We start from the raw sequence: 19,891 nt of genomic DNA on the forward strand, positions 1-19,891 counted from the left end.
GATCCGGACATGACGCGTCACACCGTGGCCCCCAAAGGACAGGGCGGCAAGGGTGCCTTCCACCGGATCGCCGACGCGGTGCGGGCCGCCGCCCCCGGCGATCTGGTGGTGATCGCGCCCGGCACCTGGACCGAGGCCGTCGTGCTCGACCGCGCGGTCGTGCTCGCGGCGGAGCACGGCCGGGGCAGCGTCGTGCTGGCCGCGCCGGCCGGCGACCGGCCGGCGGTCACCGTCGACGGCCCCGACTGCGCCCTGCACGGGGTGACCGTGTGGGGTTCCGACGAGGGCGCCCCGGCGGTCGCGGTGCAGCCCGGTGCCGGGCTGGTGATGGAGGACTGCGCCGTCGAGGGCGGCCGGATCCAGGTCCGCGGCCCGGACGACGAGGAGGCCGGCACGACCGCCGTGATGCTGCGGCGGTGCCGTCTGGAGGGTGCCCGGCTGGCCGGCCTCTACCTCGCCGGAGGGGTCCGCGCGCAGGTGGAGGACACCACCGTCACCGGCGTGGACGGCACCGGTGTCGTCCTGTCCGGATCGGCCCGGCTCGACGCCGTACGCCTGCGCCTGGGCCGCACGACGGGCTCCGGCATCCGGCTGCGCGGCCACGCGCGGCTGCGGCTCGCCGACTCCACGCTGACCGGGACCGGCCGGGCCGGGCTGCTGCTGGAGGACGGTTCCGAGGCGACGGCGGGCGAACTGCGCATCGAGTCGCCCGGCGCGGCCGGCGTGCACCTCACCGGATCGGCGCGCGCCGAACTGACCGACTGCCGCATCCGCGGTGCCGCCTCCGTCGGCCTCGCCGTGCAGGACAAGGCCCAGCTCAAGGCCACCGGCTGCGCGGTGGCCGACGCGGGCGCCAACGGGGTGCTCATCAGCGGCGTGGCCACGGCTCGCCTCGCGGACTGCCGGATCGACGGCAGCGCCTTCAGCGCCGTGCACGCGTCCGGCACCGCCACCGGCCACCTCGCCGACTGCCTCGTGCGCGGCGGCGCCGAGCACGGCGTCCACGCCGCCGGGGAGGCGCGGGTGGAACTCGCCGACTGCGGCATCCGCGACGTCGCCATGACCGGCGTCGCCGTGGTCGATCAGGCCACCGCCACCGTCACCGGCTGCCGGATCGACGGCGCGGCCACCGGCATCGGTGTCGGCTCGGCCACCGGCACCCGGGTGGAGCGCACCACCGTGACCGGCACCAGGGAGATCGGCGTCCAGATCGCCTCCGGCGGCACCGCCGTCCTGGCGGGGATACGGATCACCGGGGCGGGTGCGGCGGGCGTCGTCGTCGACAAGGGTGCCGACGCCACGGTCGAGGGCGGATCGGTGGAGGACTGCGGCGGCTCCGGTGTCGTCGTGTGGACGGGCGCCCGGCCCTCCGTCACCGACCTGCGGATCAGCGGCCCGGCCAAGAACGGCGTCTTCCTCGCCGACGGCGCCGGCGGCACCTTCACCAGCCTCGACGTGACCGGCTCCGGATTCCCCGCCCTGCACGTCGGCGCGTCCGCCGACCCGCTGTTCCGGCAGGTCCGGACCCGGGACTGCGCGGAGGCCCTCGGCACGGACGAGGGCGCCGCCCCGCGGCTGGAGGACTGCACGGCCGACGGCGTCCCGCTGACCTTCGGCGCGCCCGCCCCCTCCGCCCGGCCGGGCTCCCCGGCCACGCCGCCCGCGGCATCCGGCGAGCCGCGCACCGCGGGGGCCGGCGACGACCAGGACGTGCCCGAGGAGCACCTGGAGGACCTGCTCGGCGAACTCCACGCCCTCGTCGGCCTCGACCGGGTCAAGCACGACGTCGGCTCGCTGGTGAAACTCATGCAGACGGTCCGCCGCCGCGAGGAGGCCGGACTGCCCGCGCCGCCGCTCAGCCGCCACCTGGTCTTCGCGGGCAACCCCGGCACCGGCAAGACCACCGTCGCGCGGCTCTACGGCAGGCTCCTCAAGGCGCTCGGCCTGCTGCGCCGCGGCCACCTCGTCGAGGTCGACCGTACCGCCCTGGTCGGCGAGTACGTCGGCCACACCGGCCCGAAGACCACCGCCGCCTTCAACCGGGCGCTCGGCGGCGTCCTGTTCATCGACGAGGCGTACTCCCTCGCCCCGCTCGGGGCAGGAAACGACTTCGGTACCGAGGCCGTGGCCACCCTGGTCAAGCTGATGGAGGACCACCGCGACGACGTCGTCGTCATCGCCGCCGGCTACCCCGGCGACATGGACCGCTTCATCAGCTCCAACCCGGGCCTGTCCTCCCGCTTCGGCCGCACCCTGCTCTTCGAGGACTACGACGCCGCCGAACTGGTCTCGATCGTGGAGCACCAGGCCGAGGAGCACCAGTACGAACTGACCCCCGCCGCCCGCGCCGAACTCGCCCTGCTCTTCGAGCGCCTGCCGCGCGGCGAGGGTTTCGGCAACGGCCGCTCCGCCCGGCAGATGTTCCAGGAGATGACCGAGCGCCAGGCCCAGCGCGTCGCGGAACTTTCCGCCCCGACCCCTGAGGAGCTCATCAGCCTCGAAACCCAGGACCTCCCGGTCCCGGCCACCCCGTCCTGACCCGCGCGGTCCGTGACCGGGTCCTGGGTGCTCGACGACGATTCCGACGTGCCGCTGACGCCGGCAGCGGTCCTGGGGAGGCTCCGGGCGCGGATCGAGGCGGGCCGAGGCGAGACACGGCTGACCAGCTCGTCCGGCCGGCTGCCGGCCGTCGTCACAACACCGAGCGCGCGATGGTGGCGGTGTCCGACGGCGAAGGTGACCCCGGCGGGCACGCCGGGGACCCGGGAGCCGAGGGATCGAGCCGGGGCTTCGTCCTGTCCCGCGGGCAGCACGACGCGTACGCCGACGAGGACACGGTGCCGCTCGCGGAGGCGTTCCGCATCGTCGGTCACCTCGTCCATGAGGGATCCCCGCCCACGGACGCGTCCTGGACGGTCGATCGCTGACCGGCGGCGGCAGGCCGAGTCGGTCGGACGGGGCGGCGGCACGGGCAGCGGCGCGGCGATCACCGCCGGCCTCCGTGCCCGGTCCGACCTCCCGCGACCGGACCGACGGCCGGAAGCCAAGAGACTGGGGGTCCGTAACATGAGGGCATGACGTTCCAGCGCGCACGCAGCGAGGAGCAGCGGGAGATCCGCCGCCAGGCGATCTTGAACACCACCGCCGCGATGCTCGACACCATGCGGGTCGGCGAGGTCGGTCTGAACGCACTCAGCGCCCAGGTGGGCCTGGCCAAATCCAATGTGCTGCGCTACTTCGAGTCCCGCGAGGCGATCCTGCTGGAGCTGCTCGACCGCGACACCAAGCAGTGGCTGGGCGGGCTCTCGCAGCCGCTGGCCGACGCGGTCGACCCGGACGCCCCGGGCCGGGAGCGCGGCAGGCAGCTCGCCGCCGCCCTCGCCCGTTCCCTTGCCCCGCACCGAGTGCTGTGCGACCTGCTCGGCGCCCAAGGCGGCGTTTTGGAACACAACGTGTCCGCCGAGACCGTCGCCCGCTACAAGTACGCCATGGTCGACAACAACGGCACCCTGAGCGGGCTGGTCCGCCGGCACCTGCCCGAACTCGGCGCCGACGCCGCATGGAAGGTGTCCGCGATGGTCTTCGTCCTGGCCGGCGCCCTCTGGGGCCAGACCCAGCCTTCCCACAGCGTGCGCGCCGCCTATGCGGCCGACCCCGAACTGGCGGCATTGTGCTGGGACTTCACCGAGACGCTGGAGGACACGCTCGCCACCCTCATCGCCGGGATCCTCGCCGGCGACGGCGCCCCGGCAGGCCGCTGACGCCCTTCCGGAGTTGAGGGTGGCCGCCGGTCGCGGCTGAATCCCCCGCCGGCGCCGAACGCGTACCACCGCCACGGGAAGGGCCCCGTGACGCCGGTCGTCGTCAACGCCCCTCATCGCAGGCCGAACATGCCCGGCGCGCTGGGGTACGGGACGGCCGGCTGCACGACGCTCGCCACACCGCGGCGACGGTCCTGCTTCTGCTCGGCGTCCCGGATGTCGTCGTGGACGCGATCGTGGGCTGGGAACCGGGTGGCTCGGCCCGGATGCGCTCGCGGTACATGCACGTGACCGGACCCGTGCCGAAGAACGTGGCCCGCCAGGTCGGCGATGCTCTGTGGGGCTCGCCCGGGGCCAACTGAGATTGAAACCGAGACGGAGAACCTCGAAGGGCCCCACCGCGACCGGTGGGGCCCTTCGACAACGTGCCCGGTGAGGCACTGGCGGAGGATACGAGATTCGAACTCGTGAGGGGTTGCCCCCAACACGCTTTCCAAGCGTGCGCCCTAGGCCACTAGGCGAATCCTCCGCGGCAAACATTACTAGATCGGAGGGAGTGCTCGCGAACTCGTTCCCGCGGAGCGTCGGCGTGCATCCGGGGGTGATCGGATCGGGTACGCTGGGTGCAGCCCCTCACGTGGCGCTATCTCGCTGAACCCCCCCAGGGCCGGAAGGCAGCAAGGGTAGGTGGGCTCTGGCGGGTGCGTGAGGGGTCTTTCCTTTGTCCCGGAGGGCCGGTTCCCGTGGGGTCTCCGTGGGGTCCGTGTGGGCTCCGTCACACGGCCGGGGCCCGGGTGTCGGCGGGGGCCGATATCGTCGTAGGCGTGTCCCTCGCTCTGTACCGCCGCTATCGCCCCGAGACCTTCGCCGAGGTCATCGGGCAGGAGCACGTCACCGACCCGTTGCAGCAGGCGCTGCGGAACAACCGGGTCAATCACGCGTACCTCTTCAGCGGGCCGCGCGGCTGCGGGAAGACCACCAGCGCGCGCATCCTGGCCCGCTGCCTGAACTGCGAGAAGGGCCCGACGCCGACACCCTGCGGGGAGTGCCGGTCCTGCCGCGACCTGGCGCGCAACGGCCCGGGGTCGATCGACGTGATCGAGATCGACGCGGCGTCGCACGGCGGTGTGGACGACGCGCGCGACCTGCGGGAGAAGGCGTTCTTCGGGCCGGCCGGCAGCCGGTACAAGATCTACATCATCGACGAGGCGCACATGGTCACCTCGGCGGGCTTCAACGCCCTGCTGAAGGTGGTCGAGGAGCCGCCGGAGCACCTGAAGTTCATCTTCGCGACGACGGAGCCCGAGAAGGTCATCGGCACGATCCGCTCGCGCACCCACCACTACCCGTTCCGGCTGGTCCCGCCGGGGACGCTGCGCGACTACCTGGCGGAGGTCTGCGAACGCGAGGCGATCCCGGTCGAGGCCGGGGTGTACCCGCTGGTGGTCCGGGCCGGGGCCGGCTCGGTGCGTGACTCGATGTCGGTGATGGACCAGCTGCTCGCGGGGGCCGGCGAGGCCGGTGTGACGTACGCCATGGCGACCTCGCTGCTGGGGTACACCGACGCCGCGCTCCTGGACGACGTGGTGGACGCCTTCGCCGCCGGGGACGGCGCGTCGGCGTTCGAGATCGTGGACCGGGTGATCGAGGGCGGGCACGACCCGCGCCGTTTCGTGGCCGACCTGCTGGAGCGGCTGCGGGACCTGGTGATCCTGGCGGCGGTACCGGACGCGGTGGAGAAGGGCCTGATCGACGCCCCCGCCGACGTCCTGGAGCGGATGCGGGCGCAGGCCGGCGTCTTCGGTGCGGCCGAACTGAGCCGCGCGGCCGACCTGGTCAACGCCGGCCTCACGGAGATGCGCGGGGCGACTTCCCCGCGACTGCAGCTGGAACTGATCTGCGCGCGGGTGCTGCTGCCCGCGGCGTACGACGACGAGCGGTCGGTGCAGGCCCGCCTGGACCGGTTGGAGCGGCGCGCCTCGGCGGGCGGTTTCGCGGCCTCGGCGGCCGGGCCCGCGGCCGCGGGCCCGCCCCCGGTCGTGGAGTTCGGCGAGCCGCTGCCCCCCGGCGGTGGCCGTGCGGCGGCCCGTGCGGCGATGAATCCCCCGACGCGTCCCGCCGACGAGTCCGCCGCGCCACCCGCGCCCCCCGCTCCTGCCCCCGCGCAGGCCCCCGTCCCCCCGGAAACCACCCCCGCCGCGCCCGCCGCGCCCGCCGCTCCGCGTCCCGGTGCCTGGCCGAGCGCGGCCGCCCCCGGCGGAGGCCAGCGCCCCGGCGCCTGGCCCTCCGCGGCCTCACCGGCCTCACCGGCGTCTTCGCCCCCCGCTCCCGCGGAAACGGCACCGGCTCCGGCGGCCCACGCCCCCGCGTCCGGGGCACCCGGCGGCGACCCCTCCCGGGTCCGCCAGATGTGGCCGGACATCCTGGAGGCCGTCAAGAACCGGCGCCGGGTCACCTGGATACTGCTGGAGCAGAACGCCCGCCTCGTCGGGTTCGACGGCTCGACGCTGCAGATCGGTTTCGACAACCCGGGCGCGCGCGACAGCTTCGTCAACCGCGGCCACGAGGACGTCCTCCAGCAGGCGATCACCGACGCGCTGGGCGTCCAGTGGCGCATCGAGGCGATCGTCAGCCCCGGGGGCCCGGGCGGCGGCTCCTCGGGCGGTTTCGGCGGCGGTTCCCGTCCCGGTACGGGACACCCGCAGGGCCCCGCGCCCGCGGCGCCGCAGCATTCCCAGCCGTCGCAAGCGCCACAGCAACCGCATCAGGCCCAGGGCCAACAGCCCTACCAGCAGCCGCCGTCGGCCGCTTCCGCCGTTCCTGCCCCGCAGGCCGCGTCGCCCGCCTCGGGCCGTGCCGCCGCCGCCCGCGCCGCGGTGGGGGCGCCGTCCGCGGCGTCGGGTGCGGCGTCCGCCGCCGCGCACGCACCGATCGCCGACGAGCCGCCCCCGGTCGAGTACGACATGCCCGAGGACGACGACCCGGATCTGGACGAGACCGCCCTGAGCGGCCACGACCTGATCGTGCGGGAACTGGGGGCCACCGTGATCGAGGAGATCGCCAACGACTAGCCGGGGAGCAGGGGGAGAGCAGCCGGAGACCGGCCGGCGACACCGTCCGGCGACCGGCGGGCCGCCGCCCGGCAACCCGCCAACGACCGGCCCTCGCCGGTCCTTCCGGCAGGAACGGGCGACGCGTGTCGGTCGTTCCTGGCTACGGGTAGCGCGAGCGGGCGCCCGAGCACGTAGGCTCGCCCTACCCGCACAACCGACGTCGTGAGGCAGGAGCGAGACCGTGATCCCCGGTGGTGGTCAGCCGAACATGCAGCAGCTGCTCAAGCAGGCCCAGAAGATGCAGGAGAACCTCGCGGCGGCCCAGCAGGAGCTCGCCGAGACCGAGGTGGAGGGCACCGCGGGCGGCGGCCTGGTGAAGGCGACCGTGACCGGTGCCGGTGAGCTCCGGGGTCTGGTCATCGACCCGAAGGCGGTCGATCCTGAGGACACGGAGACGCTGGCCGATCTGGTCGTCGCCGCCGTGCAGAACGCGAACGCGAGCGCGCAGGAGCTGCAGCAGCGCAAGCTCGGCCCGCTCGCCCAGGGGCTCGGGGGCATCCCGGGCCTTCCTTTCTGACGGCCCCGGGTCTTCCGGACCGTCCGAGCGACGAAGAGGGCACAGCGTGTACGAGGGCGTGGTTCAGGACCTCATCGACGAGCTGGGCAGGCTGCCCGGCGTGGGTCCGAAGAGCGCGCAGCGGATCGCGTTCCACATCCTTCAGGCCGATCCCGCCGACGTCCGCCGGCTCGCGCACGCGCTGAGCGAGGTCAAGGCGAAGGTGCGGTTCTGCGCGGTCTGCGGCAATGTCGCCGAGGCCGACCAGTGCCGGGTCTGCCGCGACCCGCGCCGCGACACCACGGTCATCTGCGTGGTCGAGGAGCCCAAGGACGTGGTCGCCATCGAGCGCACCCGCGAGTTCCGCGGCCGTTACCACGTGCTCGGCGGCGCGATCAGCCCGATCGAGGGCGTCGGCCCCGACGACCTGCGGATCAGGGAACTGCTCGCGCGCCTCGCGGACGGCACCGTCACCGAGCTGATCCTCGCCACCGACCCCAATCTCGAGGGCGAGGCCACGGCCACGTATCTCGCGCGCATGGTCAAACCGATGGGACTGAAAGTCACCCGTCTCGCCAGCGGCCTGCCGGTCGGGGGCGACTTGGAATACGCCGACGAGGTCACGCTCGGCCGGGCCTTTGAAGGAAGGCGGCTGCTTGATGTCTGACAACGCCCTTGACCCCGACGACTTCGCGTCCTCGATCGTGGACCAGATCGAGAGCTTCATCCTCTCGGTGCGGGAGGTCGCCAAGGGCGACGACCCGGACAGCGCGGTGCCCTATCTCCTGCTGGAGGTCTCGCAGTTGCTGCTGGCCGGCGGCCGGCTCGGCGCGCACGAGGACATCGTCCCGGACGAGCGGTACGAGCCGGACCTCGGGCCGGAGCCGGACGCCGACGAGCTGCGCGAGCGGCTCGCGGTGCTGCTGGAGCCGATCGACGTCTACTCCGAGGTCTTCGACCCGTACGTGCCGCGCAGCACGCCGGTCGCCTGCCGGATCTCCGACGACCTCGCGGACGTGGTGACCGACCTCGCCCACGGCCTGGCGCATTTCCGGGCCGGCCGGATCACCGAGGCGCTGTGGTGGTGGCAGTTCTCGTACCTGTCCAACTGGGGCCCGACCGCCTCGGCGTCCCTGCGCGCCCTGCAGTCCCTGGTGGCGCACGTGCGGCTGGACAGCCCGCTGGACGCGCTGGACGGCCTGGACACGGACGCGGGCGCGGACGACGACGACCGGCTCGCGGACGAGGCGGGCCGTGTGATGGCCGCCGAGATCGCCAAGCCGCTGGGGCTGCGCCCGGCGAAATGAGGTCCGCCGGGGGACCGCCGGTGGTCACCGGCGGTTCACGAGGGCGTACGCCGGGGGCAGTGATATTGAGCACGACGCACGGCGCGATTACGCCGGCGGGCCGTTGGGCAGATGGCCCGCTGAGTGAGCCGGGCGTCTCAGTATGTGGTGGTAAGGGGTCGATCCCGGCCTGCTCGATAAACTGAGCCGAACGCAGTACCAGATTTGAGGAGCGCACGTGGGCCTTGTCGTGCAGAAGTACGGCGGCTCCTCCGTTGCGGATGCCGACGGCATCAAGCGGGTCGCCAAGCGGATCGTCGATGCCAAGAAGACCGGCCACCAAGTGGTCGTCGTGGTCTCGGCGATGGGTGACACGACGGACGAGTTGATCGAGCTCGCCGAACGGGTGTCGCCGATGCCCGCCGGCCGCGAGTTCGACATGCTGCTGACCGCCGGAGAGCGGATCTCCATGGCCCTGCTGGCGATGGCGATCAAAAACCTCGGACACGAGGCGCAGTCGTTCACCGGCAGCCAGGCGGGTGTCATCACCGACTCCGTCCACAACAAGGCCCGCATCATCGACGTCACGCCGGGCCGCATCCGCACCGCCCTGGACCAGGGCAACATCGCCATCGTGGCCGGCTTCCAGGGCGTGTCCCAGGACAGCAAGGACATCACGACGCTGGGCCGCGGCGGTTCCGACACCACGGCCGTCGCGCTGGCGGCCGCCCTGCACGCCGAGGTCTGCGAGATCTACACCGACGTGGACGGCGTGTTCACCGCCGACCCGCGCGTGGTGAAGAAGGCGCGGAAGATCGACTGGATCTCCTCCGAGGACATGCTGGAGCTGGCCAGTTCCGGCTCCAAGGTGCTGCTCCACCGCTGCGTGGAGTACGCCCGCCGATACAACATCCCGATCCATGTCCGGTCGTCGTTCTCCGGCCTCCAGGGCACCTGGGTCAGCAACGAGCCGCGAGAGGACGCCAAGGGCATGGAGCACGCGATCATCTCCGGTGTCGCGCACGACACTTCCGAGGCCAAGGTGACGGTCGTCGGTGTGCCCGACAAGCCGGGCGAGGCTGCGGTGATCTTCCGGTCGATCGCGGACGCCGAGATCAACATCGACATGGTGGTGCAGAACGTGTCGGCGGCCTCCACCGGCCTGACCGACATCTCCTTCACCCTGCCCAAGAGCGACGGCCCGAGGGCGATCGAGGCGCTGAAGCGCACGCAGGCCGGCATCGGCTTCGAGGCGCTGCGCTACGACGACCAGATCGCCAAGATCTCGCTCGTCGGCGCGGGCATGAAGACCAACCCCGGTGTCACGGCCCAGTTCTTCGAGGCGCTGTCCAACGCGGGCGTCAACATCGAGTTGATCTCGACCTCCGAGATCCGCATCTCGGTGGTCACGCGGGCCGACGACGTCAACGAGGCGGTGCGCGCGGTGCACACCGCCTTCGGGCTGGACACCGAGAGCGACGAGGCGGTCGTCTACGGCGGTACCGGCCGCTGAGGCGCCGGACATTCCGTCACTGTCCGCCGCTCCCGCCCCACACCTACCACCCGTACCACCCGCTTTGTCCCACGACCGTCGGTCCACCCCCTGCCGGGGCGGACCGGCGGTCGTGGCGTTACGGAATGCCACCCGCCACATCCCCGTCCCGTCCTGCGGCGTTCACTGAACCGGCGAGTATCGATCGTGTGATCAAAATATGGTCAGGATCGCTTGAAGGAAAGCTGCAAGCGCCAGACAATTTGAGCTCCCTGTGTTCCGCAACCGGGCGGCGCGCGGGGAGCGTCCTTGTGTCAGCGCACCCGCTTAATGTGCTGCTGCACGCCGGACGCGGCGCAACAGCGCCGGGTTAAAAGGGGTATTGAGGATAGTTGGTACGCATGGGGATATGCGCGGCGCCATCAAAAACGGTGCCCCGACCGCACAACCCTGACGGGGGGAAGTGTGTCCAACAGTCGTGGCAGAGGCACTCGGCATCGAAACGGCGCTCCTGGGGCGCGGCGCGGCTCCCGCGCGACCGCACGCGCGGCGGCCGTCCGGCGTGGTCGGCGGTATGCCGGTGATCGCGCCCTGGCCTGTCCTGCAGAGTCCCTCGGGCCGCGACCGGGGGGACGCTGACGACGCGATGTCGGCCGGGACCACCGTCGACCACCTCACCGAGACCTACCGGGCGCACTACCGCTCCCTGCTGGGCCTCGCCGCGCTCCTGCTGGACGACACCGCCTCGTGCGAGGACGTCGTCCAGGAGGCCTTCATCCGCGTCCACTCCGCCCGCAAGCGGGTCCGTGAGCCGGAGAAGACCCTCGCCTACCTCCGCCAGACCGTCGTCAACCTCTCGCGCTCCGCGCTGCGCCGCCGCATCCTGGGCCTGCGGCTGCTGGCCAAGCCCATGCCCGACATGGCGAGCGCCGAGGAGGGCGCCTACGAGCTGCTGGAGCGCGACCAGCTCAAGGCGGCGCTGCGCACCCTGCAGCGCCGTCAGCGCGAGGTCCTCGTACTACGCTATTTCGCCGACATGACCGAAGCCCAGGTGGCCGAGACCCTCGGCATATCCATAGGGTCCGTGAAGGCGTACGGCTCGCGCGGCATCGCGGCGCTCCGCGTCGCGATGGAGGCCCCGGCATGACCGAACCGAACACCCCCGAGGGCATGGACCCCGAGCACACCGAGCACACCGAGAGCCCGAAGAACGCCGAGAGCCCGCGGAAGGCGACGGCCGGCACCCCACCCGAGCCACTCGCGGTGCCCGACGTGACCCCCACCGCGGGCGAGCGCCCGCGCGCGGAGGACGAGCCGGACCTGAGCCCGGACGAACTCGCGCTGCGCAGGCTGCTGCGGGACGCCGTGCAGGACCTCCATCCCGGTCCCGAGACGCTGACGCACCTGCGCCGGGCCGTGCCCGCGCGGCGCGCGCACCGGCGGCAGCTGCTGGTCGGTACGGCGGCCGCGGGCCTGCTCGCGGTGGCGGCCGTGCCGGCCGTGCTGCACGCCACGAACACCTCCGGCTGGGACACCCCCAACCCGGTGGCCGCCGCCGGCGCCTCGTCGTCCGACAGCAGCGACGCCGCGCACTCCACCGAAGGCACGAAGGACGAGCAGCCGTCCGGCCCCGCCACGGGCGTCGTCGCCGCTCCCACGGCGGGCGGCGGCGGCAAGCACGATGCCCCGGGTACCCCGGACGGCGACCCGACCCCGCACACCACGGAGTCGTCCGGCGACACGGTCGTCTCGTCGCCGGCGTGCACCGCCGCCGACCTCGGCAGTCCGACGGGCTGGGCCGGAGCGGCCGACGCCGCCGGCCGGATCACCGGCTACTTCCGGGTGGCCAACGTCTCCGCGGGCCCCTGCACCATCGACGGCGGCGGCGTGGTCAACGCCACCGCGCAGGGCTCCGCCGACCCGACGCGGATCAGCGTGCTCGACCACGTGGCGGGCGACGGCAGCGGCCTGCCCGACGCCGGGCCTGAGCCGCTCGTCCTGCAGGCCGGCGCGAGCTACGAGGTGCAGTTCGCCTGGGTCCCGGCCGCGGGCGGGGACATCAGTGGCTGTGCCGCCCCGCCGACCTCGCCGACGCCCACGCCCACGGGCAGCGGGGAACCGACATCCGGCAGCACGACGTCCGGTCAGACGATCACGACCCTGGACTCCGCGCCCGCCGACGGAGCCCCCGCCGCGAGCGTCCAGCTCAGCCACACCCCCGACGCCGGGTCCCCGGTCGTGACCGCGACCCTCGCCGGTGCCTGCGCGGGCACGATCTACCACACCGGGCCGCTCGCCGTGTCCTGAGCACCGCCCGGGACGGAGGCGGGAAACGGGGGCCGGAGGCGGGGGCGGGTCCGAACGGCCCGCCCGAGCCCCGTACCTTGGTGGGGTGTACCGGTTCCTGCTGACCCCGCGCTGGCTGGGCGGGCTCCTCTTCGTGGTGTGCGCCGTGGCGTTCTGCACCTTCATGGGCAGCTGGCAGCTGGGCCGCTTCGAGGACCGCGTGCAGACGCACCGCGCCGCGCAGGACGCGCCGTCGCGGGACGCCAGGACAGCCGCGGTGCCGCTCGCGGAACTGCTGCCCACGGTCCGCTCGGTGGTCACCGCGGAGACCTCCGGCCGGACCGTCACCGCCACCGGCCGCTATGACGGCGCCCACCAGTTCCTCGTGCCGGGCCGCGAACTCGACGGCCGCACCGGCTACTACGTGCTGACCCCGCTACGGGTGACCGGCGGCCAGGCGCTGCCCGTCGTCCGCGGCTGGCTGCCCGGGGACGCGTCCAAGGCATCGCCCGCGGCGGTCCCGGCCGCCCCGTCCGATGAGGTCACCGTCTCCGGCGCCCTCCAGGCCCCGGAGACCGACAGCACCGACGGCGTCGTCACCCGCGGCGGGCTCCCGGCCGGTCAGCTCGGGATGATCAGCGCCGCCTCACTGGTCAATCTCGTCCCGTACCCGGTGTACGGCGCGTGGATCACGCAGACCGAGGGCGTCCCTGCGCCCCTGACGGCCGTGCCGCCCGCCGCGCCCGCCGGTACCGGCCTGGACCTCAAGGCCTTCCAGAACCTCGGCTACACCGGCGAGTGGTTCGTCTTCGCGGGCTTCGTGCTCTTCATGTACGTACGCCTGCTGCGCCGCGAGGCCGAGACACGGCGGGACGCCGCGCTCGGCCTCGTGGAGCAGGCACCCGAGGCACCCGCGGCGGCCTCAGCCGCCCAGGTGCCGGCGGACGAAGTCCAGCTCCAGCCGTAGCTGCTTGATCCGCTCGTCGACCACGAGCGAGCCGTGCCCGGCGTCGTAGCGGTAGACCTCGTGCGCCTTGCCCAGGCCCTCCAGCCGCTCGACGTAGTTGTCGATCTGCCGGATCGGGCAGCGCGGGTCGTTCAGGCCCGCCGAGATGTAGACCGGCGCCTTGACCTGGCCGACGTAGGTGATCGGCGAGGACGCCTCGTAGCGCTCCGGCACCTCGTCGGGGGAGCCGCCGAACAGCGTGCGGTCCAGAGCCTTGAGGGCCTCCATCTCGTCCTCGTACGCGGCCACGTAGTCGGCGACCGGCACGGCCGCCAGGCCCGCCGTCCACAGCCCGGGCTGCGTGCCCATGCCCAGCAGCGTCAGGAAGCCGCCCCAGGAACCGCCGGAGAGCACGACGCGCGCCGGGTCCGCGAAACCGGACTCCACGGCCCACTCCCGCACCGCCGCGATGTCCTCCAGCTCGATCAGGCCGACGCGGTGCTTGAGCGCGTCCGTCCACTCCCGGCCGTAGCCGGTCGAGCCGCGGTAGTTGATCCGCACGACCGCGTAGCCGTGGTCCAGCCAGGCCGCCGGACCCGCGGCGAAGGCGTCCGAGTCGTGCCAGGCCGGGCCGCCGTGGATCTCGAAGACGGTCGGGAACGGTCCCTGTCCGGTCGCCGGGCGCTGCACGAGCGCGTGCACCCGTCCGCCGGGACCCTCGACCCACACGTCCTCCACCGGCACCGACCCCGGGGCCCGGAAGCCGGGGGCCTCCAGCACCACCGCGCCGGTCGTCGACCGCACCTCGGACGGCGACTGCGCGGACGACCACAGGAACTCCACCGTGCCGTCCGGGCGCGCCGTCGCCCCGCTCACCGAGCCCGCCGGGGTCTCCAGCCGGGTCAGCTCGCCGCTCTCCAGCCCGTAGCGGAAGATCTCGCTGCGGGCCTGGTACGAGTGCACCACCAGCAGCGCGGAACCGTCCGGGTACCACTCGGCGGCCACGTCGCCCGGCAGGTCGATCGCCAGCGGCGTCTGGGTGCCCGCCGCCACGTCCCAGAGCATCGGCTCCCAGCGGCCGCGCCGCTGGTGCGCCACCAGCAGGCGGGTGTCGCCCGGCACGGGCGCGAAGCCCAGGCACTCCAGGCCCAGTTCCCTGGTGCCGCCCTCGCTGTCGTCCAGCTCCGCCACGGTGGACCCGTCGGTGCGCACGACGCGCAGCGCCGAGTGCATCGCGTCCCCGTGCTCGGTGTGCTCGATCACCACGAGGGTGCCGTCCTCCGACAGCGCGCCGACCCCGCCCGACTCCTCGTGGCGGTAGATCTCCACCGGCTCGGCCCCGGGGCGCGCCACGTGGACGGTCGTGCCCTCCTCGTCGGTGGAGCGGCCCACCACCGCGAGGCCGTCCCGGCCGAGGGCGAGCCCAGCCGGGTACGAGGGCTCCAGCCCCGGCGCGGCGGTCTCGTCGGTGCCGCCCTCGAAGGGCTGGCGCATCCACACCCCGAACTCGTCGCCGTCCTTGTCGGCGAACCACCACACCCAGGCGCCGTCCGGCGTCAGGGTCCCGTCCGACGTCCCGTTCGGCCGGTCGGTGACCTGCCGCTGCGCCCCGGTCGTCCGGTCCCACGCGTACAACTCGTACGTGCCTGTCGCATTCGACACGAAGAGGCTGCGGTGGGGTGCGTCCTCAGCCCACTCCGGCAGTCCGACGCGCGGCGCCCGGAAGCGCTTCTCCCAATCCGGCATACCAGCCATGACGTCGCTCATGACCCCATCCAACCGGATGCGGGACCGCGGCGGACCGTGGGCGTCGTCACCTCTCGGTCACAGACCGGTTTTTCCCCGGGCCTCCTGGTGTGTGGCGTGCCCCCGGGGACCGGGGCGGGTCTACAGACTGAGCACGATCGCGGATCCGACGCCGGCCAGGCCCAGCGCGATGCCGGCCTCCTCCCAGCCGCCCTTCCCCCAGGGGAACGGCCGGTCGAGGGAGAGCCGGCCGGGGCCGATGGCGGCGACGGCGAGGGCGACGGCCGCGATGCACATCGTGTACTCCAGGCCGCCGTTCATGGCCCACAGGCCGTGCGCCGCCGTGACGGTCACCATGGCGTTGATCATCACGGCGATCAGGGCGGCCGCAGCGAGGGGTGTGAACAGCCCGAGCGCGAGGCCCAGACCGCCGAGGAACTCCGAGAGGCCGCCGAGGACGGCGTAGAAGGTGCCGGGGTGGTAGCCCAGCGCCTCGAACCCCTTGCCCGTCGCGGTGAGGCCGTTGCCTCCGAAGATCCCGAAGAGTTTCTGGCAACCGTGCCCCGCCATCACCAGGCCGACGGTGATCCGCAGGAGCAGCAGCCCGCAGTCGGCGGCGGTCACCGCATGCGACGGCGGGGCGTGGGCGCCGGGGTCGGGAGTGGTACGCAGGCGTTCGGCGATGTGCATCATGGAGGGCTCTCTTCCGTACCGGGTGCCGGGCGGAACCGGACGCCGCTCGGAGAACCGGCAGAGAGGTTTGTCAGTACATGCACGCTGATGCGTGAATTGTTCTACCGCTCAATCATTACTCCTGACCCGGCGGAAACGGACCCGCGCCGGGTCGCGGGAGCCGTGCCCCCGCCCGGTAGCCGGCGATCTGCGGGGCAGGCCGTCGAAGAGCCCGTCGTCCGGCGCCGGTTCACACGCGGTGCACGGCCACACCGGCCGCGGTGATCGCCGCCGTTCCGTCCTCCGGGGCGTCGGTGTCGGTCACCACGGCGTGCAGCGCCGAGACCGGCGCGACGAAGGCGAGCGCCGTGCGGTGGAACTTCGCGCCCTCGGCCACGGCGACGACCCGCCGGGCGGAGGCGATCGCCGCCCGCTTCACCGCCGCGTCGTCCAGGTCGTACGCGGTCAGTCCCTCCGTCGCGCCGAGCCCGCAGCAGCCGATCACGGCGGTGTCGAAGCGCAGCGCGGACAGCGACGCCTCGGTCAGCGGCCCGGTCAGCGCCAGTTCCCCGGCCCGGGGCCGGCCGCCGGGCACCAGCAAGGTCAGCTCCGGCGCCCCGGCCAGCACGTTCACCGCGTGCAGGGACAGCGGCATCACGGTCAGCCGACGGTGCCGCAGCACGCGGGCCACCTCCAGGCACGTGGTCCCGCTGTCCAGCACCACGGACTCGCCGTCCGCCACGAGCCCGGCGACCTCGGCGGCGATGCGCCGCTTGACGTCCAGCCCCTCCTGGCTGCGCAGCGCGAAGGGCGGCTCCTCGCCGCGCAGCAGCAGGCTCCGCGCCCCTCCGCGATAGCGCTCCAGCACACCCTGGTCGGCCAGGACCTCCAGGTCGCGGCGGATGGTCATCTCGGAGGCGCCGGTCAGCGCGGCCAGTTCCGTGACGCCGAGGCTGCCCGCCTCCCGTACGGCCTCGGTGATCCGCCGGAGCCGGTCTGTACTCACCATGGGAGAAGTGAACACCGGGATCGCTCAGGAATCAATCTTTCGCACATCGGGATTGTTCGTTATGTTCGAAGCATGGAGAGATCCCTGCGAGCCGGGCGGCTGGCCACCTTCGTCTACTTCACCCTGAACGGCTTCCTCATGGGGATGTGGATCGTCCACATCCCCGGCATCGAGCAGCGCGCGGGCATCGGCCACGCCGTGCTCGGCTGGCTGCTGCTCCTGCTCGGCGCGGGCGCCTTCGCCGGCATGCAGGTCGCCGGCCCGCTCACCGACCGCTTCGGGGCCCGCACCGTCGTCCCGCTCGGCGCGGCGCTGTGCAGCGCCGCCATTCTGCTGCCCGGGCTGGCCACGGACGCCTGGACGCTGGGCGGCGCGCTGCTCCTGCTCGGGGTCGGCAACGGCTGCCTGGACGTCTCCATGAACGCCCACGCCGTGCAGGTCGAACGCGGCTACGGGCGGCCCGTGATGTCCGCGTTCCACGCCACCTTCTCCATCGGCGGTGTGCTGGCCTCCCTCGCCGGCGCCCGCGCGCTCGACCGGGGCTGGAGCCCGGCCGCCACCCTGGGAACGGTCGCGGTCGCGGGTCTGGCCGTGGCCGCGGCGACGGCCCCGGCGCTGCTGCGACCCGACACGGCCCCGGCCCCTGCCTCGACCCCGGCCCCGGCGGACAGCGCCCCCGTCGCACCCACCCGGCGCCGGACGCCGCAACGCATCTGGGTGCTGGCCGTACTCGCGTTCATGGTCATGCTCAGCGAGGGCGTCGCCAACGACTGGAGCGTGCTCCACCTGCGCGACGTGCTCGACGCCCCCGCCTCCACCGCCGCCCTCGCCTACGGTGCCTTCGCCACCGCCATGACCGCCGGCCGCTTCCTCACCGACCGCGTCGCCGCCCGCTTCGGCCCGGCCGCCGTCCTCCGCCACGGCGCCGCCGCGGCCGCCCTCGGCCTCACCACCGCGGCACTCTCCCCGTCGATCCCGCTCGCGCTGCTCGGCTGGACGGTGTTCGGTGCGGGGCTGTCAGGCTGCGTCCCGCAGTTGTTCAGCGCCGCGGGCCATGCCGACCAGGACGCCTCGGCCACCAACGTCTCCCGCGTCGCAGGCCTCGGCTACCTCGGCATGCTCGCCGGGCCGGCCGTCATCGGCCCGCTGACCCACTTCGTACCGCTCAACGTGACGCTCCTGCTCCCGGTGGCCTTCTGCGTCACCGCGGCCTGCGCCGCAGGCGTCCTGCGGCCCCGGCCGGCCGTCGCGGCCCGCACCCCGGAGGTGGAGCCGGTCTGACGGCCGGGCCGGGCGGGCGCCGGACCGATCAGGCCGGGGGCTCCAGGTCGTCGAACTCCACGACCTGCCGCACCTCGACCTCCACCTCGTCGAACAGCTCGGCGTACTGCCGGGCCAGTTCGACGGCCTCCGCCCGGTCCTTGGCATTGATCAGCCCGAAGCCCCCGATGACCTCCTTGGCCTCGGTGAAGGGCCCGTCGGTCACATGCGTCGCGCCGCCCCGGGGCTTGCGCACCAGCGCGCCCCTCTCGGAGGGATGGACACCCTCCGCCGTGATCAGGATGCCCTTCTCGGACCAGTCCTGGATGAACGCGCCCATCTTCTCCATGAACTCCTGGCTGGGGTTCCACGCCTCCGGCGCGCTCTCGTCGAGCCGGTGCATCATCAGAAAACGCATGATCGCTCCCTCGGTGTCCCGGGCTGGGATCCGGTCGCTCCCGGACACGCTGACCAGCCCGTCGTCCACGCGTCGAACGGCAGCGCGCGGAATCGACACGTGCCGCACATCAATTTTCCGGCGTCGTCATCGCGGCGTCGTCGGCGTCGGACGCGGGCATCTTTCCGGGGTTCCAGCCGACCGCGACCGCCCAGGTCACCCCGGGCCCCGCGGTCACCTTGACCTGGCCGGCGGTCCTCGTGCCCATCCCCTCGAAGGCGTTGAGGCTCCCGTCCGGCTGCTCGGAGCAGTGCTCCGTGCTGGTGCCGTACCGGCCTGCGTCCACCGTGAGCGTGCCCCAGCCCTCGCACTGCGTGCTGACCCAGACCGTCCCCCCGTGGGACGCGGGCAGGTCCGCCTCCCATCCGCCGGTACGCCGCCCGCTCGAAGCCCACACCGTGGCATCACCCAGCGCCTGGGCAGGGTCCCGCCAGGGGGCACGCGCAGTCGCCACCGGCGCGGAACCGCGCGCCACCGGCCGCTCGGGAACGGCAGCCCGGTGCTCCTCCGTACACCCGCCCAGTGCCAGAAGAACCGCACCGGCGCACCCGAGCACCGTCCATCGCCTCGTGCCACGCGTCACAACGATCCCCCGTCATCCCGGTGCGGCCCCCGGCACCGGTCGCCCATGCCGGCACGTCCCCCCCGCCCCTGCCGGTCGAATCGCGCACGCGAGCCGCCCTCGGACACGGGAGTTGCCTCCGCCCCGGCCGCTACGGAGCGCCTGATGCCAGAATTGCCGAGGAATCCCCGCTGGGCCAGCGATCGTTGGCCGCCACGCGGCGTAGCCGCGGATCGTCACACACGCAACTGGGCGGCCGCCCAGGGAACTTCGCGGTCATGACGCAGGCGGGTCCTGCGGATCGAGAGTCCACGTCATGGTGACGCGGTCTCCCTCGTACTCCACGCAGTCACCTGTCCGTGCGAGGGCGTCCATGGCCTCGTTGTGGAATCGCCGCTCGTCCTCCCTGCACGGGGCGCTGAAGAACGCGCGTTGCGCCTCGCCGAGGTCGCACCGCATGAGCTCCTTGGTCACGAGCACAGCGTCGATCCCGTGGCAGTCGAGCTCCATCAGGCGCTCCTGCAAGAGATGCGGATCGTGACCCGGCTCCCAGAACGGGCGGACCCGCTCGGCCATCGCGGCGATACGCGCCAGGCGCGCGTCGTCCAGTCCCATGCGGCCCTCCCCTCCTGCGGCCGTAGCGTACCGAGAGGTCGGTGGCGACGGCCGGCATCGTCGATCGAGACCCGGAGTCACGGACGCCGGACGACAAGCGAGCGTCCGCGTCCGTGCGGGGCTGTAGTAGCGCGGTTGGACAATCCTTGATCCGATGAGCCTGCGGGGGTAGCGATCCAGGAGTCGGGCA

The 19,891-nt window shown here is 73.1% G+C and carries 18 protein-coding genes, 1 tRNA gene, 1 other RNA gene and 1 pseudogene; 14 read left to right on the plus strand and 7 right to left on the minus strand.

All coding sequences use genetic code 11. The features are described from left to right. Positions 1-9 precede the first annotated feature (9 nt). From ACIP98_RS16660 to ACIP98_RS16675, 4 genes and pseudogenes are all read left to right on the plus strand, one after another. Entirely contained in the window at positions 10-2,538 is a 2,529-nt protein-coding gene (locus ACIP98_RS16660; RefSeq protein WP_401976483.1) for a right-handed parallel beta-helix repeat-containing protein, read from the plus strand. Positions 2,539-2,711: 173 nt separating this feature from the next. Further along, the gene (locus ACIP98_RS16665; RefSeq protein WP_401976485.1) at positions 2,712-2,927 is read left to right on the plus strand and encodes a hypothetical protein; all 216 of its coding nucleotides are present in this window, start codon (positions 2,712-2,714) and stop codon (positions 2,925-2,927) included. A 147-nt stretch (positions 2,928-3,074) separates the two neighbouring features. Beyond that, complete coding sequence (locus ACIP98_RS16670) at positions 3,075-3,761, plus strand: TetR/AcrR family transcriptional regulator (RefSeq protein ID WP_401976487.1); 687 nt, start codon at positions 3,075-3,077, stop codon at positions 3,759-3,761. Positions 3,762-3,895: 134 nt separating this feature from the next. Beyond that, positions 3,896-4,123, plus strand: a pseudogene (locus ACIP98_RS16675) (site-specific integrase); the annotation flags it as partial. A gap of 79 nt (positions 4,124-4,202) precedes the next feature. Here ACIP98_RS16675 and ACIP98_RS16680 read toward each other — a convergent pair. Next, a tRNA-Ser gene (locus tag ACIP98_RS16680) sits at positions 4,203-4,290 on the minus strand. Positions 4,291-4,385: 95 nt separating this feature from the next. Between ACIP98_RS16680 and ffs the strand changes: the two genes are divergently transcribed. The 9 genes from ffs (at position 4,386) to ACIP98_RS16725 (ending at position 13,401) form a co-directional block, all read left to right on the plus strand. Next, positions 4,386-4,482, plus strand: an RNA gene (gene ffs, locus ACIP98_RS16685) — signal recognition particle sRNA small type. A gap of 103 nt (positions 4,483-4,585) precedes the next feature. Then, entirely contained in the window at positions 4,586-6,832 is a 2,247-nt protein-coding gene (locus tag ACIP98_RS16690) for a DNA polymerase III subunit gamma and tau (RefSeq protein WP_401976489.1), read from the plus strand. A 223-nt stretch (positions 6,833-7,055) separates the two neighbouring features. Further along, the gene (locus ACIP98_RS16695) at positions 7,056-7,391 is read left to right on the plus strand and encodes a YbaB/EbfC family nucleoid-associated protein (RefSeq protein ID WP_319663863.1); all 336 of its coding nucleotides are present in this window, start codon (positions 7,056-7,058) and stop codon (positions 7,389-7,391) included. A 46-nt stretch (positions 7,392-7,437) separates the two neighbouring features. Then, positions 7,438-8,037, plus strand: coding sequence for a recombination mediator RecR (recR, locus tag ACIP98_RS16700; RefSeq protein ID WP_319663864.1), 600 nt, complete (start codon positions 7,438-7,440; stop codon positions 8,035-8,037). After that, positions 8,030-8,677, plus strand: coding sequence for a DUF5063 domain-containing protein (locus tag ACIP98_RS16705; RefSeq protein WP_319663865.1), 648 nt, complete (start codon positions 8,030-8,032; stop codon positions 8,675-8,677). Before recR ends, ACIP98_RS16705 begins: the two co-directional genes overlap by 8 nt. Positions 8,678-8,894: 217 nt before the next feature. Further along, entirely contained in the window at positions 8,895-10,169 is a 1,275-nt protein-coding gene (locus ACIP98_RS16710; RefSeq protein ID WP_319663866.1) for an aspartate kinase, read from the plus strand. Positions 10,170-10,722: 553 nt separating this feature from the next. After that, a complete protein-coding gene (locus ACIP98_RS16715) occupies positions 10,723-11,295 on the plus strand; it encodes a SigE family RNA polymerase sigma factor (RefSeq protein WP_319663881.1) in 573 nt (190 codons plus the stop codon). Next, positions 11,292-12,455, plus strand: a complete 1,164-nt coding sequence (locus ACIP98_RS16720) for a hypothetical protein (protein WP_319663867.1) — start codon at positions 11,292-11,294, stop codon at positions 12,453-12,455. Before ACIP98_RS16715 ends, ACIP98_RS16720 begins: the two co-directional genes overlap by 4 nt. An 85-nt stretch (positions 12,456-12,540) precedes the next feature. Next, positions 12,541-13,401: an SURF1 family protein gene (locus tag ACIP98_RS16725; protein WP_319663868.1), complete on the plus strand. Its 861-nt coding sequence runs from the start codon at positions 12,541-12,543 to the stop codon at positions 13,399-13,401. Here the strand turns inward: ACIP98_RS16725 and ACIP98_RS16730 are convergent. The 3 genes from ACIP98_RS16730 to ACIP98_RS16740 all read right to left on the minus strand — a co-directional run bounded on the left by ACIP98_RS16730 (position 13,357) and on the right by ACIP98_RS16740 (position 16,807). Then, on the minus strand, positions 13,357-15,147 hold the full coding sequence (locus ACIP98_RS16730; protein WP_401976494.1) for a prolyl oligopeptidase family serine peptidase: 1,791 nt from the start codon (positions 15,145-15,147) through the stop codon (positions 13,357-13,359). The two genes, ACIP98_RS16725 and ACIP98_RS16730, sit on opposite strands and share 45 nt — an antisense overlap. A 120-nt stretch (positions 15,148-15,267) precedes the next feature. Next, a complete protein-coding gene (locus tag ACIP98_RS16735) occupies positions 15,268-15,819 on the minus strand; it encodes a DoxX family protein (protein ID WP_319663870.1) in 552 nt (183 codons plus the stop codon). A 229-nt stretch (positions 15,820-16,048) separates the two neighbouring features. Continuing rightward, positions 16,049-16,807 (minus strand): DeoR/GlpR family DNA-binding transcription regulator, encoded by a 759-nt coding sequence (locus ACIP98_RS16740; RefSeq protein WP_319663871.1) that lies wholly within the window; start codon positions 16,805-16,807, stop codon positions 16,049-16,051. Between the two features lie 72 nt (positions 16,808-16,879). Here ACIP98_RS16740 and ACIP98_RS16745 point away from each other — a divergent pair, with 72 nt between their 5' ends. Beyond that, positions 16,880-18,088 carry an MFS transporter gene (locus tag ACIP98_RS16745; protein WP_401976497.1) on the plus strand — a complete coding sequence of 403 codons (1,209 nt, stop codon included), beginning with the start codon at positions 16,880-16,882 and terminating at the stop codon, positions 18,086-18,088. 28 nt (positions 18,089-18,116) lie between these two features. Here the strand turns inward: ACIP98_RS16745 and ACIP98_RS16750 are convergent, their stop codons facing one another. The 3 genes from ACIP98_RS16750 to ACIP98_RS16760 all read right to left on the minus strand — a co-directional run bounded on the left by ACIP98_RS16750 (position 18,117) and on the right by ACIP98_RS16760 (position 19,701). Continuing rightward, a complete protein-coding gene (locus tag ACIP98_RS16750) occupies positions 18,117-18,485 on the minus strand; it encodes a YciI family protein (protein WP_319663873.1) in 369 nt (122 codons plus the stop codon). A gap of 109 nt (positions 18,486-18,594) precedes the next feature. Beyond that, a complete protein-coding gene (locus tag ACIP98_RS16755; RefSeq protein ID WP_401976500.1) occupies positions 18,595-18,978 on the minus strand; it encodes a hypothetical protein in 384 nt (127 codons plus the stop codon). 384 nt (positions 18,979-19,362) lie between these two features. After that, positions 19,363-19,701, minus strand: coding sequence for a hypothetical protein (locus ACIP98_RS16760; protein ID WP_319663875.1), 339 nt, complete (start codon positions 19,699-19,701; stop codon positions 19,363-19,365). Between the last annotated feature and the right edge of the window lie 190 nt (positions 19,702-19,891).

The sequence above is a fragment of the Streptomyces sp. NPDC088354 genome, from assembly GCF_044753585.1.
GTDB lineage: Bacteria > Actinomycetota > Actinomycetes > Streptomycetales > Streptomycetaceae > Actinacidiphila.

Excerpts from the sequence above, each read along its gene's own strand:
- ACIP98_RS16670 (WP_401976487.1), top strand. The coding sequence starts at position 3,075 with ATGACGTTCCAGCGCGCACGCAGCGAGGAGCAGCGGGAGATCCGCCGC.
- ACIP98_RS16760 (WP_319663875.1), bottom strand. The coding sequence starts at position 19,701 with ATGGGACTGGACGACGCGCGCCTGGCGCGTATCGCCGCGATGGCCGAG.
- ACIP98_RS16735 (WP_319663870.1), bottom strand. The coding sequence starts at position 15,819 with ATGATGCACATCGCCGAACGCCTGCGTACCACTCCCGACCCCGGCGCC.
- ACIP98_RS16740 (WP_319663871.1), bottom strand. The coding sequence starts at position 16,807 with ATGGTGAGTACAGACCGGCTCCGGCGGATCACCGAGGCCGTACGGGAG.
- ACIP98_RS16750 (WP_319663873.1), bottom strand. The coding sequence starts at position 18,485 with ATGCGTTTTCTGATGATGCACCGGCTCGACGAGAGCGCGCCGGAGGCG.
- ACIP98_RS16705 (WP_319663865.1), top strand. The coding sequence starts at position 8,030 with ATGTCTGACAACGCCCTTGACCCCGACGACTTCGCGTCCTCGATCGTG.
- ACIP98_RS16660 (WP_401976483.1), top strand. The coding sequence starts at position 10 with ATGACGCGTCACACCGTGGCCCCCAAAGGACAGGGCGGCAAGGGTGCC.
- ACIP98_RS16715 (WP_319663881.1), top strand. The coding sequence starts at position 10,723 with ATGCCGGTGATCGCGCCCTGGCCTGTCCTGCAGAGTCCCTCGGGCCGC.
- ACIP98_RS16720 (WP_319663867.1), top strand. The coding sequence starts at position 11,292 with ATGACCGAACCGAACACCCCCGAGGGCATGGACCCCGAGCACACCGAG.
- ACIP98_RS16665 (WP_401976485.1), top strand. The coding sequence starts at position 2,712 with ATGGTGGCGGTGTCCGACGGCGAAGGTGACCCCGGCGGGCACGCCGGG.
- ACIP98_RS16745 (WP_401976497.1), top strand. The coding sequence starts at position 16,880 with ATGGAGAGATCCCTGCGAGCCGGGCGGCTGGCCACCTTCGTCTACTTC.
- ACIP98_RS16730 (WP_401976494.1), bottom strand. The coding sequence starts at position 15,147 with ATGAGCGACGTCATGGCTGGTATGCCGGATTGGGAGAAGCGCTTCCGG.